Source organism: Nocardia sp. alder85J (genome assembly GCF_020176955.2).
Classification (GTDB): domain Bacteria; phylum Actinomycetota; class Actinomycetes; order Mycobacteriales; family Mycobacteriaceae; genus Nocardia.
In genome coordinates this window covers 256,890-274,803 of the sequence record NZ_JAIUCZ020000002.1, presented here as the reverse complement: position 1 = coordinate 274,803, position 17,914 = coordinate 256,890, and the positions used below count along the sequence as shown (strand labels likewise).

Below are 17,914 nucleotides of genomic sequence, written 5' to 3'. Positions count from 1 at the left end.
CGGGGCGGACCGGATATCGGCTACCGACCGGCACGAGCCGGCGGCGTACGCCCTTACTCCCGACCCTCGGCGTCGGACAGCTGACCCTCCTCGGCCAGCGGACGCTCGGCCAGCACCGGGAACTGCCCGGTGTAGCCGACCCGCTCGGCGGCCACGGCCTGCACCCGCTTGCGGGCGAAGAACCAGCCGATGACGAAGGCGGGCACCACCACCACGACCATGGCGATGACCGCACCGCGCTGCACGTCGTCGTCGCTGGTGGCCATGAGCACCACCACGCCGGCGAGGAAGATCAGCGTGGCCACGCTGGTGTACGGCGCGCCGAACAGGCGGAACTTGGGACGCTCGGCCCGGCCGCTGCGCGACCACCGCCACAACTGCAACTGGCACACGATGATCGCGGTCCAGGCGGCGATGGTGCCCAGCGCCGACATGTTCAGCACGATCTCGAACGCCTTGTCCGGCACCATCGCGTTCAGGCCGACACCGAGCAGTGCGATCGCACCGGTGGCCAGGATGCCGACGTAGGGCACACCCGTGCTCGACATCCGCGAGGCGACCTTCGGCGCACTGCCGTTCATCGACATCGAGCGCAGGATCCGGCCGGTGGAGTACAGGCCCGCGTTGAGGCTGGAGAACGCCGCGGTGAGCACCACCAGGTTCATGATCGAGCCGGCGCCGTGCAGTCCGAGCTTCGAGAAGAAGGTGACGAACGGGCTCTCGCCGGACTTGAACACGGTGTACGGCAGCAGCAGTGCCAGCAGCACCAGCGAACCGACGTAGAACAGGGCGATGCGGGCGATGACGGAGTTGATCGCGCGCGGCATGATCTTCTCCGGGTTCTCCGTCTCACCGGCGGCCGTGCCGACCAATTCCACTGCGGCGTAAGCGAAGACGACGCCGGTGGTGACCGTCACCAGAGGTAGCAGCCCGGTCGGGAACAGACCGCCGTGCTTCGACATCACCGAGAATCCGGTGACCTGGCCGTCCAGCTTGAACCGGCCCGCGAGGAACACCACGCCGATGATCAGGAAGGCCACCAGCGCGACGACCTTGATCAGCGCCGCCCAGAACTCCAGCTCGCCGAACCACTTCACCGAGATCAGGTTGATGCTGACCACGATGGCCAGCGCGATCAGCGCGATCGTCCACTGCGGTATCACGTGGGTGGCGCCCCAGAAGTGCACGTAGGTGGCGATCGCCGTGATGTCGACGATGCCGGTCATGCACCAGTGGAAGAAGTACATCCAGCCGACCGCGAAAGCCAGCTTCTCCCCGTAGAACTCGCGAGCGTAGGAGACGAACGAGCCGGAGGACGGGCGGTGCAGCACCAACTCGCCCAGGGCGCGGAGAATGAAGAACACGAAGATGCCGCACACCGCGTACACGATGAACAGGCCGGGTCCCGCGCTGTGCAGCCGAGCGGCCGCACCGAGGAACAGGCCGGTACCGATCGCACCGCCGATGGCGATCATCTGCAACTGACGCGGACGCAACGCCTTGTGATAGCCCGCGTCCTCGGCGGCCAGGGCATCGGCCGAGACCTGCGCCGGCGCCGCCGGACTCGTCTCGGGGGGTCGAACTGTGGTCATGACGTGAACCTTTCACGTGACGGCGATCATATCTGTCATTAATGTACCGTCAACCAACGGCACATTCAATACCGAGCCACAACTCGAAACATGATGGAAACCGCAGGTTGCCCGGCCGTCACCGGGAACACATCCGGTTGATAGTGCCAATGACTAGCGGTACGCTCGCCCGGTACAGTTCGGCCGCGCCGGGCGCGACGGCAGATTTCCTGGCGGCCGCACGATGAGGGAGGCGCGCATGGCCTGGTTCGAGCGGGAGTTCGTCGCCGTTCCCGACCGGCAGAAACATCAACTGATCTACAAGTGGCCGGATCAGAACCTGCGCCGCTTCAGCCGCGCCCAGGTCGACGCCGATCAGCTGGCGCTGTTCGTGAAGTCCGGCCGGGTGATGGCCACCATGGGCCCGGGCCGGCATCGCATCGACGCCGAGGAACTCCCGGTGCTCGGCGCACTGGTGGACACGCTCACCGGCGGCAACTTCTACCGCGCCGAACTGTATTTCGTCTCCACCCGCGAGTTCCCGGGGGTCAAGTTCGGCGGCCGGCTGGCCGACATCGTCGACCCGGCCAGCGAACAGGTGGTCACGCTGCGGGTGTTCGGTGAATTCGCGCTCATGGTGCGCGATCCCGAGCTGCTGATCGCGACACTGACCGGCACCACCGATCTGGCCGATCCGGCCGCCGTGCAGTCCTGGTGCGCCGACATGCTGCTGAAGTCCATGAAAATGACTGTCACGCAGGGTATCTCGAAGGGCGACTGGCAGGTGCTGGGCCTGTCGGCGCAATTGCAGGCGATCGAGGCCGCGGTGCTGCAACAGACCAACGTCACGCTCTACGAGTACGGCCTGCGGGTCCCCCGGATGGGCAACTTCGACATCACGCTGGCCCCCGAGGACGCCGACCGGCTCAAGCGATTGGCCAAGGACGTCACCTACATCCGGCTCGCCGGTGGGTTCCAGCCCTATGCCGCAGGCGAATTGGCGCTCGGCGCGGGCCAGGGCCTGGCCCACGGCGGGGGTGCGGCCGCACCCGGATTCCTCGGCGCCGCACTGGGTTTGAATGCCATCCAGCCGCAGGTGCAGTCCACCGCACCGGCGGCGGCCACGGGCCCGGTGTGCGGCGGCTGCCGCACCGCGAATCCGGCCGGGGCCAAGTTCTGCATGCACTGCGGCACGGCCCTGACCGCGGCCCTGCCCCGGCACTGCACCGACTGCGGTACCGAACTGGCGCTGGGGGCCCGGTTCTGCGGTAACTGCGGCGCCCCGGCCGCGCCGCGCTGAGTTCCGAAACGACCACCGCACCCGGCCTTCCCCTCAGCCGGGTGCGGTGGTTTCCCCGGGCCCGGACGACCGTGCGATCGTCCGGGCCCGGCGGGTGTTCAGCCGACGGTGGCCTCCGCGCCGCCGACCATGCCGCGCACCTGGCGGGCCGCGACCGACAGGGTTGCCAGGTCGTAGTGGTCCAGGGCGAAGATCTGGGCCAGGGCGGCGCGGGAGCGGGCCAGCCGGGAGCGGCTGATCGACTCCCAGTACGCGATCTTCTCGGCCGCGGACTCACCGGAATCGCTGGCGGACAACACGTCCAGGGTCAGCGAACGCAGCGATCCGTACAGGTCGTCCCGGACCGCCAGCCCGGCCAGGGTGTGCCAGCGGTCGCCGTGCTCCACGCCGTCCGCCGCCTCGACCAGGCGCTGGATCTCGAAATGGTCGTCGAGGGCGTAGTAGAGGTCCGCCACCTCGTGGGCGTCGCGGTCGGCGATCTCGGCCAGGTCCAGCACGTCCAGCAGCACCGAGCGGTGCAGCAGGCCCGCCACCTCGGCCGCCAGGGCCGCGGGGGCGCCGAGGCGGACCCATTCGTCGCGGCGGCGTTGCGCGCCACCGCGTTCGGCGGGCACCCGGTCGGCCAGCGCCCGCACGCCGTCGCGGTAGCGAGCGATGTCGGCGCCGACGGCGATCGGCTGCGGCCGGTTGGCGAGCAGCCAGCGGGCGGTGCGATCGAGGGTGCGGATCGTCTCGGCCTCCAGCTGATAGCGGGTGGCCGCGGGCATCACGGTGCTGCGGATGCGCGCCCACAACTCGCGCAGATCGTGGATCTCGGCCGTGGCGGTGAAGGCGCGTACGACATCGGCGGTGTCCGCACCGGTGTCCTCGGTCAGCCGGAAGGCGAAGGTGATGCCGCCGTGGTCGACCAGATCGTTGATCACCGAGGTGGCCGCGATCTGCCGCCGCAGCGGATGCCGATCGATCCCGGCGGCGAACCGGTCGCGCAGCGGCGCCGGGAAGTACCCGGCCGGCACACCGGCGAAGGCGTTGCCGTCGAGCAGATCGCCGGTGAGCAGATCGGCCTTCAGCGCCAGCTTCACGTGCGCCAGGATCGTGCTCAATTCCGGTGAGGTGAGCCCGGTTCCGGCCGCGATGCGCCGCTCCAGCTCGGCGTCGGCGGGCAGCGCCTCCAGCCGCCGGTCCAGGCCGTGCCGCTGCGTCAGGTCGGCGAGCACCCGCCGGTACACCGGCGCCTGCTCCCGGGCCCCGGCGCGGGACAGGCCGAGGCGGTGGTTCTGCGAGATATTGTCCGCGAGAACCAGTTCCGCGACCTCGTCGGTCATCGAGGCCAGCAGGGCGGTCCGCTCCCCCGCGGGCAGCTCACCGGCGGCCACCGCGCCGTCGAGCAGGATCTTGATGTTGACCTCGTGGTCGGAGCAGTCCACCCCGGCGGAGTTGTCGATGGCGTCGGTGTTGCACTTGCCGCCGTGCCGGCAGAACTCGATGCGGCCCAGCGGCGTCACGCCCAGGTTGCCGCCCTCGCCGATCACCGTGACCCGCAACTGATCCGCGTTCACCCGCACCGCGTCGTTCGACTTGTCGCCGACGTCGGCGTGGGTCTCGCCCGCCGCCTTGACATAGGTGCCGATGCCGCCGTTCCAGAACAGGTCCACCGGCGCCAGCAGGATGGCCCGGATCAGTTCCGGCGGTGCGAGTTCGGTGATGTCACCGGCCAGGCCGAGGGCCGCGCGCATCTCGGGGCTCACGGGGATCGACTTGGCGGTGCGCGGCCAGACGCCGCCACCGGGGCCGATCAGCGCGGCATCGTAATCCGCCCAGGACGACCGCGGCAGCGCGAACAGCCGCTGCCGCTCCCGGAACGAGACATCCGCCACCGGAACCGGATCCACGAAGATGTGCCGATGATCGAACGCCGCCACCAGGCGGATGTGCTCCGACAGCAGCATCCCGTTACCGAACACGTCACCGGACATGTCGCCGACACCGGTCACGGTGAAGTCCTGGGCCTGGGTGTCGACACCCAGCTCCGCGAAATGCCGCTTCACACTCTCCCAGGCACCCCGCGCGGTGATCCCCATCGCCTTGTGGTCGTAGCCGATCGAACCGCCGGAGGCGAAGGCGTCACCGAGCCAGAAACCGTACTGCCCCGCAACATCATTGGCGATATCCGAGAACGTCGCCGTGCCCTTGTCGGCGGCCACCACCAGATAGGTGTCGTCACCGTCACGCCGCACCACCCGCTGCGGCGGCACCGTCTGTCCGGTGGCGCGGTCGATGTTGTCGGTGAGGTCGAGCAGCCCGGACACGAAGGTGCGATAGCAGGCGATGCCCTCGGCCTGGAACGCCGCGCGGTCGGCCACCGGGTCGCCGGTCGGCGCGGGCGGCTGCTTCACCACGAAACCACCCTTCGCACCCACCGGCACGATCACCGCGTTCTTCACCGCCTGCGCCTTCACCAGACCCAGAATCTCCGTCCGGAAATCCTCCAGCCGATCCGACCACCGCAACCCACCCCGCGCCACCGCACCGAACCGCAGATGCACACCCTCCACCCGCGGCGAATACACGAAGATCTCGAACTGCGGACGGGGCTTCGGCAATTCGGCGATCCGCTGCGGATCGAACTTGAACGACAGGTACTCCGGCGGGTTCCCGGTAGCGTCGCCGCGGAAGTAGTTGGTGCGCAATGTCGCCGCGATCAGTCCGTGCACCGCGCGCAGGATCCGGTCGGCGTCCAGGCCGACCACCGCGTCGATCTCGGCGGCCACCTGCTCCGACAGCGCGGCCGCCCGCGCGGCGGCCTGCCCCGGCTCGGCGTCCGGGTCGAACTGCGCGGCGAACAGGTCCGCGAAGGACCGGGCCACCGCGGCGTGGCCGAGCAGCACCCGGGTGATCGTGGCGCCGGCGTAGGTGAATCCGGCCTGGCGCAGATATTTCACGTAGGCGCGCAGGATCGCGATCCGATGCCAGGCCAGGCCGGCGCGCAGCACCAGCTCGTTGAGTCCGTCGATCTCGGCGCGCCCGAACCACATCGCCTGGAACGCCTGCGAGAACAGCTGCCGCGCTTCGGTTTCGGCATCGGTGCCGGCCACCGGCGCGACCGGCAGCCGCAGGCCGAAATCGTAGATCCAGCACGGGGTCTCGTCGGCACGGCCGATCCGGTACGGCCGTTCGTCGACCACCTCGACACCGAGACCGTGCAGCACCGGCAGTACCCGGCTCAGCGACACCTCCGCCCCCGCGACGTAGAGGGTGAACCGCCACCGATCGGCGGCGCCCGGCTCCCGGTGCAGGTCGGTATCGATCCCGCCCGCGGCCAGCCGGTGCAACCGCAGGGCGTCGGCCAGCCCACGGGCCGGTTCGTGTTCCTGCTGGTAGCCGATCGGGAAGCCGGCGGCGTACTGCCGGGACGCCGCCGCGGGCAGCCGCTCGGTCCCGGGCCGCCGGGCCAGCTCCGCGAAGCGGTCCGCCCAGGTCGTGACCGTGCCGAACAGTTCGGCCTGCAACCGCTCGCGCCGGGATTCGGACATGTCGACCGGTCCGGCGCCGGGCAACCGGTGCACTGTGAACAGCAGCGCCGCCAGATCGGAATCGGTGACCCGCGCCGAGTACGTCACCTGCTCACCGTCGAATTCGGCCAGCAGGATGTCCTGCATGCGGCGCCGGGTCTCGGTGGAGTACCGGTCCCGCGGCAGGTACACCAGGCAGTACACCGCGCCGGTGCGCGCGTCCCGGCGCAGGAACAGCCGGATCCCGCGCGAGCGGCCGAGATTCATGACCGCGGTGACGGTGTCGAACAGCCGGCGCGAGTCCGCGGCGAACAGTTCACTGCGCGGGAAGGTCTGCAACAGCTCCAGCATCGCCTGCCCGGAGAACGAGTTCAGGTCGAAGCCGGCCCGCTCGATCACCTGCCGCACCCGGCGGGAGATGACCGGGATGTCGAGGATGTCCTCGTGCAGTCCGGTCACGGTCAGCGAGCCGACGAACACGTGCTGCCCGCGCACCCGGCCCGCTCCGTCGGAAGTGCCCGCGGTGGAGATCGTTTCGAGATCGGCCACCCCGACGGCGTACAGCTCGGAGGAGACCGGCAGCACCGTCTCCCCGGCCGCGGCCATCCGCAGCACCGGAAGCTGGTCACCCAGCGCCGGAATCGTCACCGCGGCACCGGCATCGCGCAGCACCCCGAGCCCGGTACCGGGCACCTGCCAGGTGCCGCTGTCGTCGGTGGCGTCGACCGGCCGGCAGTAGTAGCCGTAGCCGAGCACGGTGAAATGGCCACCGGCCAGCCAGCGCAGCAGGCGCGCCGACTCGGGCGGTTCGGCGGCGGCGGTGTCGCCGGCGGCGGTATCCAGGCGGTCGGCCACCGACTCGAACGCCGCCAGCATCGCGGAGGTGTCATCGGCGACGCGGCGGACCGTGTCCAGCACGCCGATCAGTTCGCGTTCCAGGTCGGCGGCCACGGCCCCGGTGGGCCAGGCGGCCAGTTGCACGTGCATCCAGGACTCGCGGACGCTCCGCGCGCCGGCGGACCGCCAGACCGCGGTGGGCCGCTGGTCCTCCCCCACCAGGACCCCGCGCAGCCGGCCGCGCGCCCCGCGCACGACGTCGAACACCGGATGCACCACATCGGCGACGGCCAGGCCGCGCCGGCGCAGCGTCGCGGTCACGGCGTCGACCAGCAGCGGCATATCGTCGTTGATGATCTGCACCGCGGCGTCGAGCCCGCTGCCGTCGTCGGGCGCGTACACCCGGACCACCGCCGTGCCCGGCTCCCGCAGCTGCGCGAGATCGCGGTGCGCGGTGAAGATCTCGGTCGCGCGCGTGGTGATCGCGGGCGCGGCGCCGGGCCGGATCCCGCGGAGGTACGCGGCGCCGAGGTCGGTGGGATCGTCGCGGAACACGGTCCCTGCTGTCGAGTGTCCAGTGCCTGCAACCATCGATCCACACCTTCCCGAATGCCGGAACTTCGCTGCTCCAATGCTACAACGATTAACGTGCCGTTGTTCAACGGCTCATTAAAAGTGGGCAGCGTCACGATGGGGAAGACCGCGAACGTGGGGTCACTGCACCAGACCGGCGCGATTCAAGAAGGTCCGGGCCGCCGACTGACCGGCGAACGCCGCCGTCTCGATGCGGATGCCGGTGCGGTTGTCGGCGTACCACACGGTGGCCGACGGGCCGATCGCGGCGAAGACGGTGCCGTCGGTCAGCAGTACGCCGCCACCCGCTCGCCAGCTCGCGATGGATGCGGCCAGTTGGTCCGGATGCTGCACCTGCAAGGTGAAACTCAGTTCCCGGCCGCCGGTCACACCACCGGCCAGCAGCGTACTGGTGGCCGGGATCACGCAGCGGTCACCGGCGCCCGCGCCCGGCAGCGGGCCGCAGGAGGCCGCGGTGTGCAGGGCGACAGGCAACGCCTCCGCCGCCGAAACCTGGCCCACCACGGGCATGTCCAGTTTCGAGCAGCCGTGGATCAGCAGCAGCGCGAGCACGGCCAGCACCGCCAGGATGAGGGCGACCGGACGCCAGCCCAGCCCCTCCAGCCACCGCGCGATCAGCGCCTCCAGCCGGTTGACGGGCGCCGCGTCCGCACCGGAATGTGGTGGCGGCGCAGCCGAATGCGCCGCCGCCACGGCATCGCGCCCGTACATGCCCGCGGCCGCCGCGCCCTCGAACGGCAGCCGCCGGAAGTCGTCGGCCACCCGGGCCACCGTCGCCGCGTCCCGGGCCCCGGTCGCGGTGTCGTGGATCGCGGCCGTCGCGTCGCGCAGCACCGTGGCGGCCAGCGGCGCACCGCAGTGCAGGCAGCGGGATTCGGCGGCGCCGTTGCGGTGCGCGCAGTACTGGCAGATCAATTCACCGATCATCAGCGCCCGGTTATCACGATGGAGGAGACGGCCACGGTGTTGGAGGTCGGGTCACCCTTGGACTCCAGCACGGTCAGCACCACCTTGGAGGCGGTGATCGGCGTGCTCATCTTGGTGACCACCAGCCCGCGCTGGTCCAGGGTCTGCTGGGTGTAGACGGTGTTGGCGGCATCGTTGAACTGATACGAAACCCGGCTCGCCGTCCGGTATTTCGTCCATTGGTCGACGCCGTCGGCACCGACGCTGTCCCAGCCCGGCACGATCCCGATGGAGTCGATCTGATAGGTGCGGCCCAGGTCGATGGTCAGCACCTGACCGTCCACCTTGAAGGCCCGCACACAGGACCAGGCCTTGCCCTGTCCGGCGAAGGCGTCCATACCGGGAGTACTGCCCGGCGGACAGTGCGACGTCGCGGCCTTCGCGGTGAGCGCCGAGGAGGCCACCGAGGTCGGCGCGGGCGCGGAGGCCGACGATGTGGCCTGTCCCGCACCGGAATTGGCGATGTACACCGGCCCGGAGGGCTGTGATCCGCCGCCGGAGGTGGTGACCAGGGCGATCACGAAGGCCAGCGCCACCACGGCGACGAGGATCAACGCCACCTTCGGCTTGCGCAACTGCGTGATGATCGTCTGCCGGGTGCTCGCGGGCGCGGCGGGCGACTGGTTCACCGCCGGCTCGGGCGCCCGGGGCTGTTCCGGGGCCGGCTCCTCCGGATTCGTGCCGTACCGCTGCGAGAACTCCGTACCGAGGTTCATCGCCGACCCACCGCTGTCCGGCGTGGTGCCGTTGAGCAGGGCCAGGATTCGCTCGCTGGCCTTGGGGCCCTCGGCCGCGCGCGGCGGCAGCAACTGCGCCGCCGACGCCGGATCGGTCATCGGCTCGCCGCCGGTGGGCTGCGCGAACAGCGGCCCCGAGGTCTCACCGATCCCGACCGGCGGCGGCGCCGTCCCGGTGGCCGCCGAGGGCCTCGACACACTGCCGGAACCCGGGCCGGGCGCCGACGACGGCCCCAGCGCGGGATCGGACAGCAGCGCGTCCAGGACCGCGTCCCGGTGGCGGAGAAAGACGTCTCCCGACTCGTCAGCGGGCATGTCCCGAATCGTATCCGGCGAATCCGCGAAACAGCCGAATTACATTCCCAGCAGCGGGAAGCCGATTGCGCACGGTGACGCGTGTCAACGCTTTTTCTCGGCGGTGACGAAATACTCCGGCGGCACATCGAATACCCGGGCCAGTGCGATGATCAAATCGAGTCGCGGTATCGCCTCACCGTGAATGAGCCGATACAGGCCGGACTGTGAGACGGGCACGTCCGGATAGGCCAGTTCCAGGTGCTGCGCCAGCGAATACAAGGTCAGCGACCTGGTCGAGCCGTCCTCGGTGGACACCACCGATTCGGCGATCAATTCCGACAAACGACTGGAGAATACGGCGGCGGCGGCCTGTCGCGGGCTGAGGCCGTCGGCGCCGGCACGGCTCTCGGAAACACCGGAGATGTCGTCCAATGCGCCTTCCGGCTGCGAGAATTCGGATTCCACGTTGATCAACATTACTGTCCCATCACCCGTGCCGATGGGCGATCGGCGAGCGGTACGGTCGGCGCACTTCCCAGTGCGGGCGGAAAACCGTCGGCCGGCGGCGGCCCGGCGGCGGACTCGGTACCCGAGTCGAAATAGCGGGTCTCACCGTGCGGTTCGATCAGGTCCACGCGCACCGTGCGCATCGGGATGCGCACGTCCACCGAGGTGTCACCGACCTGGGTGATCAGCAGATCGGCGGCCCGCCGCGGCGGGGTGTCGGGATTGCTGATGGTCACCGTGGTCTGCGCCGCCGAGGAGCGCGGCGGCAGCTGATCGAAGACGGTGATCGTCGGCGGCTCGAAGCCGGCCTGGTTCCCGTTCTGCGCGGGATCCGGCGCCAGCCGCAGCGCGCTGGGGTCACCCACCGCGGACACCAGCTGCCACCAGCGCTGCGGACGCGCGGAGTGCACCTCCACCTCCGCGCCGACGATCATGGCCCGCAACACGATCTGTTGTGCCACCGGCAGATCCGCGTGCACATCGATCGAGCGCCGGCGCGGGTTGTAGCGGGACGGATCGTACAGCGGCAACGCCAGGGTGTGCCGTGGATGGCCGCTGATCGACCCGAGGATCTGGCCGTTCGGCCCGATCGGGAGCACCAGCTCCGGCAGCACCTCGTCCGGGACCACATCGGCCCCGGACTCGTCGGACGGCAGATCGCGCACCGAGACACCGGTAGGCAGCGTGGCCCGGAAAGCCTGCGACTGCTGCCCGCGCAGCGGTCGCAGGTAGTCCGGTAGCTCGTCCATCGGCGGGCCGACGTACCGGACCAGCACCCGCGGCGCCGCCTGCGACCCGGAATCCGCGGGCAGGCTGATCACCACGGTGGTCCAGCCCCGGTTCCAGGTCCAGCAGTCCTCCAGGCCCAGGCCACCGAGCCGGGACCAGTCGACGATGCCGGTGGTCACGACGCGGTTGGGAATCGGCGGCTCCAGCCTGCTCCAATGCTCGCGCAGGTCGGCCGGTTCCACCCCGGCGTGCAACAACCGGCTCGCGCCGCGCAGTTCGTCGGCGGGCAGCGGATGCGCGGCGATGCCGTGCTCGCGCAGCTGCGACGCGATCCGCACCGCCGCGGTGGCCAGCGCCTTGGGCGCCACCGTCGCCACCGGTCCGCGCCGGGCCAGCGCGGTCAGATTGCGCTCCTGGTCCAGGCGCACCACCAGCCAGGTCAGCCGGTGGCCGATCACCGGCTGCGCGCCGATCAGCTGGTCGTACAGCATGCTGTAACTACCGGTCGGCCGCACCCGGCGCCCGGTGGTCACGATATCGATGTCCACGTCGATGCCGTACTGCTCGCGCAGCGGCAGCAGCAGATCCACCGGCACGGTGTCCTCGGTGTAGATGGTCTCGTCCGCGATCACCGTGGGCAGATCCAGATCCGGCGCCAGCTGCACCATCGCGATCAGCGTGGCGCCGTCGGCGCCGATCCCGCAGGTACCGGCGGGGACCTCCACGTCCCGCAGTTGCGGCGGCGTACCGCGTTGCAGCGCACGGGATTCCAGCCCGAATCGGAAGGCGGCCCAGTTCAGCAGCCAGCGCACCACCGTGTGCCCGCCGATCTCGACGGCCACCAGCAGTACCGCCACACCCACGACCACCGGGCCGATCCACCACATCGGACGACCCCACAACGCCGCCACCAGCAGGCTGCCGGCCAACACCACGATCGCGAACGGCACCCGCTCGCCGCTGCCGGTGCCGGGGTCCGTGGCGGTCATCGGGCCCACCTCCGCTGCCACCGGCTCACGCCAAGGCCCAGCACCAGTGCCACGGCCGCCACCCCGGCCGCCACCAGCGTCGGCCGCCGGTCCGGTTGCCGGACCGGGTTCGGAAGTGCCAGCGTCTCACCGCGATTCAGCCCGCCGGGCGGTTGCGGCGGAGTGCGGTAGCTCAGCGCCGCCACCGGATCGATGATGCCCGCGCCGACGGTGTTGTCGACGCCGCGGGCCGGCGCGTGCGCACTGGCCTCCAGCCGCGCGACGATCTCGGCCGGATTCTCGCTCGGGTAGCGGGAGCGCAGCAGCGCCGCCACCCCGCTGACGTAGGCGGCCGCGAACGACGCGCCACCCACCGGAGTCAGCTTGTCCGGCGTGCCGACCGCATTGATCAGGCCGCCACCGCCGGGCCCCAGCGACTCGATCCCGGTCCCGGGCGCCGCCACCGACACCCAGGGGCCGGACAGCGTATCCGGCACGGGAGCGCCGGTGGCCGTGGTGAATCCGACGGTCAGCACGTCGTTGTAGAACCAGCCGGGCGCGGACAGGGTCTTCACCCCGGACCAGTTGCGCCGATCGGTGGGATGACTCGGATCGATGTCCGGATTCTGGTCGCAGCCACTGTTTCCGGTGTTGCCCGCCCCGGCCACGACCAGCGCCCCGCGCAGTTCGGTGGCGTACCCGACGGCCGCCGACAGCATCGACTGGTCGACCGGCGCCGCGGCGGCCACGCAGATCGGCAGCGTCACGCTGATCACCTGGGCACCCAGATTCGCGGCGTGCGTGATGGCCCGGGCCAGGGTCCGGATGTCCATCGACACCTGCGCGGACGGATCGTAATTCGACGGCTGATCGAGGCTGAACGCGCCGGAGCGGTACCGGACCGAGACGATCCGGGCGTCCGGGGCCACGCCGCTGAACCCGTCCGCGGGATCGGCCGCCGCACCGATGATTCCGGCCACCAGCGTGCCGTGCGCATCGCAGTCGGACAGTCCGTCGCCGCCGGCCGTCACGTAATCGCCGCCGCCGACCAGGTCGGGCAACCGCGGATTCGGGCCGACCCCGGTGTCGACCACCGCGACCGTCACCCCCGCGCCCCGCGACAAGGCCCGCGCCTGCGTCAGATTCAGCATCCGCTCCGGCGGCGGGACCTGTTGCAGATCGCTGTCCGGCAGCACACCGGTGCCCAGACAGCCCTTGTCCTGTTTGGTGGGCTGTTCCGGGCCGGGCGCGCCGTCCGGCGGCACCACGCCGACCACCACCTGCGGTGGGTTGATCGCGGAGGCGGGCGCGGCGGCGACCGTCACCAGCCCGCAGGCGGCTGCCGTGCACACGGCCGCCCGCAGGCCACGAGCAATTCCCATCAGATGGCCCGCATCGCCGTGTAGACACCCATGATCCAGAAGGCCAGCACCGGAACCACCAGGATCAGCGCGTACTCCAGCAGATCGATCGCGCGGCGGGTCACCGGAGACAGTCTGCGGCCCGGAAGACTCATCGCGGCAACACATCCCAGACCGGCGAGGGCGGCAACCACCAGCGCCACCAGCAGCCGGGCCAGCGGGGTGTGATAGGCGCCGACCAACTCGAATCCGGTACCGATCGTGGTGAGGGCGGCGCCGGCGAGCAGCGCGACGGCCTGCACCCGATCCGGATGCCAGCGGGCGCGCAGGGTGAGAGCGCCGGCCACCGCCGCCGCCATCACGATCTCGCGCACACCACCCGGACTCGCCGCGGCCGCCACCACCGTACCGCCCGAGACCAGCGCCGTCATCCCGATGATCAAGCCGCGCAACGTGGTCACCGCGGTGCGGGCCCGGCTCTCGATGGTCTCGACCGGCAGCGCCTGCTCGTCCTCGGCCGGCTCGACGCCGGTCTGCGCGTCGAAGATGTCGGTCAGCGTGGCCGGGGCCACCTCGGCGCCCGGGTCGGGCAGATCCGGCGGACGGATCCGGGCCGCCACCACGGCCAGTCGCGGCGCCGAGGTCAGCAGCACCACGGCCACGAAAACCACGCCGGCGGCCACCTGCCGGACCGAGACGTCCAGATAGGCCGCGGGCGCCACCGCGATCGCGAGGACCACGCCCAGCGTCGCCACGGCGACCAGCGCGGTCGTGCCGATCCGGACCAGCCGCAGCATCGTCAGCGCGGCCACCGCGGCGACCACCAGCCCGGCGGCCAGATTGGCCGGGGCCAGCGGGCCCGGCCGTCCGTAGGCCGGCGGCACCAGCATGGCGGCGCCCGCGAACAGCAGCGGCAACGCCGACAGCGCCAGGCCCAGCCCGAGCCGGGCGGAGTTCTCCCGGCGCTGCACCGGCACCGCCGCGAACCAGCACACCAGGCCCAGCAGGATCGTCGGCAGACCGCACCACAGCCAGGAACCGGTGCGCGTCCACGACCAGCACATCATGGTGGCGACCGACAGGGCCGCGACGCCGAGCGCGGTGACGCCCGCGGTCTGCACGGTGACGGCGTCGAATTCGGCGAATTCCCGTTCGTTGATCAGCGCCAGCGCGTCGGTGATGTCCTCCACCACCGGGGTGAAGACCTCGGCCGACTCCACCACCGACAGGGTCAGCACGGCGCCGTCGGCGATCTCGTGATCCTCCAGGCTGCGCCAGCGTGGGATCGCCGGCTCCCCCGGACGAGCCAGACTCCACTGGCCCACCGGCGGGGTGAAATCCACGTTCTCGTCCTCGACCGCACCGGCCAGCACGCCGATCAGATCGTCGATGAAGGTCTCGATCGCGAATTTCGTCGGCAGCACCACATCGACCTGATAGGTCGCCACCATGATCGCGATGCGCGCACGGGCCACCTCCGCGGAGGATGCGGGTGCCGCGTTCGCCGCGGTGGTGGGCGCGAAGGCGGTACTCATCGCCATCCTCCTCGGTCGGCGCCGTTCAGATACGAGGTCGGGAAGCCGTCGGACAGTCCGGCCGCCAATTCCTCGAACGCCAGCAGGGTTTCCTTGTCGAGCAGCCGGAGGTCGATCTCGCCGCCCTCGGCCAGGTGCGGGTCGTACGGGATCAAGCGGGTCGGGCGCTGGGCGGTCTGGAACAACTTCTCGATCGCCTCGACCTCCACGATCGGCTTGGTCGGCTGGTGGTGCACGATCGCCACCACCGACTTCGCGATCAGCTGGCTCAGCCCGTGGGTGTTCAGCCAATTCAGGGTGGCCACAGCGCCTTTCACCCCGCCGACGGTCGCGGGCGTGACCACCACCACCGCATCGCTGGTGCGCAGCACGGAGGTGGTCACCGAATCGAGCACACCGGTGCCGCAGTCCACCAGCAGCAGATTGAAGTGCCGGCGCAGCGTGTCCATGGCGGCCATGTACTCCCGCCCCGACAGCGCCTCGATCGCCTCCGCGTTCCAGGGCGAGGCGATGACGGCCAGATCCGCGGAGTTGATCGACATGAACGACTGCACGGTGGCGAACGAGTCCAGACTCGATGCCTGGGCCAGGTCGCGCAGCGACAGACCGTACGGATGCGGGCTGGTCCGCGAGGGCAGATCGCCGAAATCGGGATTGGCGTCGATGGCGACCACCCGGTCCGGCCGCAGCGCGGCGAAGGTGGAGCCGAGCGTGGCGGCCGTGGTGGTGCGGCCGACGCCGCCCTTCACGCTGATCACGGCGATCTGATAGGTGCTGAGCAGTTGCCTGCGGATCCGGCCGCGGCGATCCTCCACCCGCTGTTCCGCCGGTGACAGCCCGAGATTGAAGCCGACCTTGTTCAGCGCGCCGCGCACGCCGGTGGAGGACTTCAGCCGGGCCCGGTTGGCGGCCGAGATGTCGGCCAGCAGATCCGCCGAGGTGAGCGCGGCCGGCAACACCTCGATGAAGGGGGCACTGTCGGCGGCCCGCTGATACCGCTCGGGCACCCAGATCGACGCATCGGCCGCATCGGTTTGCTGCCACGCAGCGGGAGCCTCGGACTGCTGCCAGGTGGCAGGGGCCTCGGCTTGCTGCCAGGTGGCGGGCGGTGCGGTGGTCGCTTCGGCGGCCGCCCCCGAGCCCGATGCCGCCTGCGAAACTGCTTGCGCAGCAGCGGATTCGGAGGCCGCCGCGTATCGGTCCGCGGCGGTCGTGTACTGACCGGTCGCGGTGTACTGCCCCGTCTGCGTGGCGGCGTATCGAGCCCCGGCGTACTGCCCACCGGCCGCGTACTGGCTCGCCGCAGCGGCCGTCCACGGACCCGCGACCGGCGCGCCGGTGGTGGCGGCATAGCCGGTCGGTGGCGCCCAGCCGGAGTTCGGCTGCGCCGTAGTCGATTCCGGACCGGCGGTCGTGGAACCCGATCCGCTCGGGCGGGCGGCGGACTGCTCGGCGGACGCGAAATGTGCCGCGTACCCACCGGTTCCGGCCGAACCTGGCCACGACGCCGAACCCGGCGCGGCGCCGTGACCGGCGCCGGATCCGGAGGACGCGGTCCCGTACACCGAATTCGACGTGGTCGCAGCGCGATCCGCCGCACCCGATCCCGCGGAACGATCCGCCTGGCCGACCTGACTCGCCTGTCCAGCCTGGCCACCCTGGCCCGGCTGGCCACCCTGGCTCGACTGGCCACCCTGGCTCGACTGGCCACCCTGGCTCGACTGGCCACCCTGGCTCGACTGGCCGACCTGGCCCGGCTGGACCGTCGGGCTGGGCTGGACCGTCTGGCTGGGCTGGACCGTCTGGCTCGCTTGCCCAGCCTGGCCCGGCTGAAACGCGTGACTCGGCGGGCCGAACGAACCGTATTGATTCGGCTGGCCCTGCTGACCGAACGACTCCTGCTGACTCGCCTGGTGCGGCGAGCCGAACGAGCCCGGCCGACCACCTTGACCTTGCTGACTCGGCTGGCCCTGCTGGCCTGCGGGGCCGCCTTGTTGGCCTGCTTGGCCCGGCTGGCCGCTCTGTTGGCCCGGCCAGGCCTGCTGGCTCGGCTGGCCCTGTTGGCCGTAGGAATTCTGCTGGCCTGCCCAGCCCTGCTGGGCGAACGAACCGGTTTGGCCCGGCCGGGCGGTGTGGCTCTGCGCGGGGCTCTGGCCCACTCGTTCGGCCTGGTCCGGTTGAGCGAATTGACCTGTCCGGCTTGCCGAACCGTTGGTCCGGTTGGCCGCACCCGGAGACTGTGGCGCACCGGAGGGCTGGCCGGATGCGGACGACTGGCCGGCGCGGGCGGCAGCCTGCGCGGCGGCAGCGCGAGCAGCGGCGGCACGTAGCGCCGCCGCACGCAGTTCGTCGGCGGTCATGGTCGCGGTGTCGGCCTGATCGGGTTGGGCGGCAGCCGATTGCGGGGTCCGCGATGGGGCCACGACCGCCCGCGACGCGGAACGCTGGACCGCGCGCGAGGCGAGCGCGGGCGAGGAGGCAGCGCCCTGGTCGGACGCGGCCTGCGACTCGATCGCACCGTACGAGACCGGATCCGTTCCGCGCGTGGCGGATTCACCGGCACCGGGCGCCGAACCACCCGGCTGAGACGCGGCCGACTCACTGCCACGGGGCCCAGAGTTCGGCTGGGAGGCAGCGGGTCCACCACCGGCCGGGGCGGACTTCGACTGCGACTCCGCGGAGCCACCACCGGCGGCGGTCGAGTTCGGCTGCGAAACGGGGGACCCACCACCGGGAGGTGCGGAGTTCCGCTGCGACGCCGCGGATCCGCCGCCTGCCGGAGCGGAGTTCGGCCGGGACGCGGCCGATCCACCACCCGGTGGGACCGAGTTCGGCTGGGACGCGGCCGATCCATCACCTGGAGGGGCGAAGTTCGGCCGGGAGGCAGCCGATCCACTCGGTGGGACGGAGTTCGGCCGGGGCACAGCGGGTCCACCGCCTGGGGCGGAGTTCTGCTGAGGGGCGGCGGGAGGGGCGGAGTCCGGCTGGGGAGCTGCGGAA

The 17,914-nt window shown here is 71.0% G+C and carries 11 protein-coding genes; 2 read left to right on the top strand and 9 right to left on the bottom strand.

Annotated features, from left to right (window positions below; all coding sequences use genetic code 11):
* Window positions 1-53: 53 nt before the first annotated feature.
* Window positions 54-1,592, bottom strand: a complete 1,539-nt coding sequence (locus tag LBW94_RS07575; protein WP_225055136.1) for an amino acid permease — start codon at window positions 1,590-1,592, stop codon at window positions 54-56.
* Window positions 1,593-1,830: 238 nt separating this feature from the next.
* On the opposite strand from LBW94_RS07575, the gene LBW94_RS07570 reads away from it, so the two are divergent.
* Window positions 1,831-2,871 carry an SPFH domain-containing protein gene (locus LBW94_RS07570; RefSeq protein ID WP_225055135.1) on the top strand — a complete coding sequence of 347 codons (1,041 nt, stop codon included), beginning with the start codon at window positions 1,831-1,833 and terminating at the stop codon, window positions 2,869-2,871.
* 98 nt (window positions 2,872-2,969) lie between these two features.
* Here the strand turns inward: LBW94_RS07570 and LBW94_RS07565 are convergent, their stop codons facing one another.
* The 8 genes from LBW94_RS07565 to LBW94_RS07530 all read right to left on the bottom strand — a co-directional run bounded on the left by LBW94_RS07565 (window position 2,970) and on the right by LBW94_RS07530 (window position 16,479).
* Complete coding sequence (locus LBW94_RS07565; protein ID WP_266270209.1) at window positions 2,970-7,811, bottom strand: NAD-glutamate dehydrogenase; 4,842 nt, start codon at window positions 7,809-7,811, stop codon at window positions 2,970-2,972.
* Window positions 7,812-7,934: 123 nt separating this feature from the next.
* Window positions 7,935-8,741, bottom strand: a complete 807-nt coding sequence (locus LBW94_RS07560; protein ID WP_225057487.1) for a hypothetical protein — start codon at window positions 8,739-8,741, stop codon at window positions 7,935-7,937.
* On the bottom strand, window positions 8,741-9,832 hold the full coding sequence (locus tag LBW94_RS07555; RefSeq protein WP_225057486.1) for a hypothetical protein: 1,092 nt from the start codon (window positions 9,830-9,832) through the stop codon (window positions 8,741-8,743). Before LBW94_RS07555 ends, LBW94_RS07560 begins: the two co-directional genes overlap by 1 nt.
* 84 nt (window positions 9,833-9,916) lie before the next feature.
* A complete protein-coding gene (locus LBW94_RS07550; protein ID WP_225057485.1) occupies window positions 9,917-10,291 on the bottom strand; it encodes a helix-turn-helix domain-containing protein in 375 nt (124 codons plus the stop codon).
* On the bottom strand, window positions 10,291-12,039 hold the full coding sequence (eccE, locus tag LBW94_RS07545) for a type VII secretion protein EccE (protein WP_225057484.1): 1,749 nt from the start codon (window positions 12,037-12,039) through the stop codon (window positions 10,291-10,293). Before eccE ends, LBW94_RS07550 begins: the two co-directional genes overlap by 1 nt.
* Window positions 12,036-13,400, bottom strand: a complete 1,365-nt coding sequence (gene mycP / locus LBW94_RS07540; RefSeq protein ID WP_225057483.1) for a type VII secretion-associated serine protease mycosin — start codon at window positions 13,398-13,400, stop codon at window positions 12,036-12,038. Before mycP ends, eccE begins: the two co-directional genes overlap by 4 nt.
* On the bottom strand, window positions 13,400-14,914 hold the full coding sequence (gene eccD / locus LBW94_RS07535) for a type VII secretion integral membrane protein EccD (protein ID WP_225057482.1): 1,515 nt from the start codon (window positions 14,912-14,914) through the stop codon (window positions 13,400-13,402). The genes mycP and eccD overlap by 1 nt, the downstream gene beginning before the upstream one ends.
* Window positions 14,911-16,479 (bottom strand): MinD/ParA family ATP-binding protein, encoded by a 1,569-nt coding sequence (locus LBW94_RS07530; protein WP_225057481.1) that lies wholly within the window; start codon window positions 16,477-16,479, stop codon window positions 14,911-14,913. Before LBW94_RS07530 ends, eccD begins: the two co-directional genes overlap by 4 nt.
* Between LBW94_RS07530 and LBW94_RS07525 the strand changes: the two genes are divergently transcribed.
* Entirely contained in the window at window positions 16,441-17,244 is an 804-nt protein-coding gene (locus LBW94_RS07525) for a hypothetical protein (RefSeq protein ID WP_225057480.1), read from the top strand. The two genes, LBW94_RS07530 and LBW94_RS07525, sit on opposite strands and share 39 nt — an antisense overlap.
* The last annotated feature ends 670 nt before the right edge of the window (window positions 17,245-17,914 follow it).

Bases quoted from the DNA above. Each gene is read 5' to 3' on its own strand.
- LBW94_RS07550 (WP_225057485.1), bottom strand. From the start codon at position 10,291: ATGTTGATCAACGTGGAATCCGAATTCTCGCAGCCGGAAGGCGCATTG.
- LBW94_RS07565 (WP_266270209.1), bottom strand. From the start codon at position 7,811: ATGGTTGCAGGCACTGGACACTCGACAGCAGGGACCGTGTTCCGCGAC.
- eccD (WP_225057482.1), bottom strand. From the start codon at position 14,914: ATGAGTACCGCCTTCGCGCCCACCACCGCGGCGAACGCGGCACCCGCA.
- LBW94_RS07555 (WP_225057486.1), bottom strand. From the start codon at position 9,832: ATGCCCGCTGACGAGTCGGGAGACGTCTTTCTCCGCCACCGGGACGCG.
- eccE (WP_225057484.1), bottom strand. From the start codon at position 12,039: ATGACCGCCACGGACCCCGGCACCGGCAGCGGCGAGCGGGTGCCGTTC.
- mycP (WP_225057483.1), bottom strand. From the start codon at position 13,400: ATGGGAATTGCTCGTGGCCTGCGGGCGGCCGTGTGCACGGCAGCCGCC.
- LBW94_RS07560 (WP_225057487.1), bottom strand. From the start codon at position 8,741: ATGATCGGTGAATTGATCTGCCAGTACTGCGCGCACCGCAACGGCGCC.
- LBW94_RS07575 (WP_225055136.1), bottom strand. From the start codon at position 1,592: ATGACCACAGTTCGACCCCCCGAGACGAGTCCGGCGGCGCCGGCGCAG.
- LBW94_RS07570 (WP_225055135.1), top strand. From the start codon at position 1,831: ATGGCCTGGTTCGAGCGGGAGTTCGTCGCCGTTCCCGACCGGCAGAAA.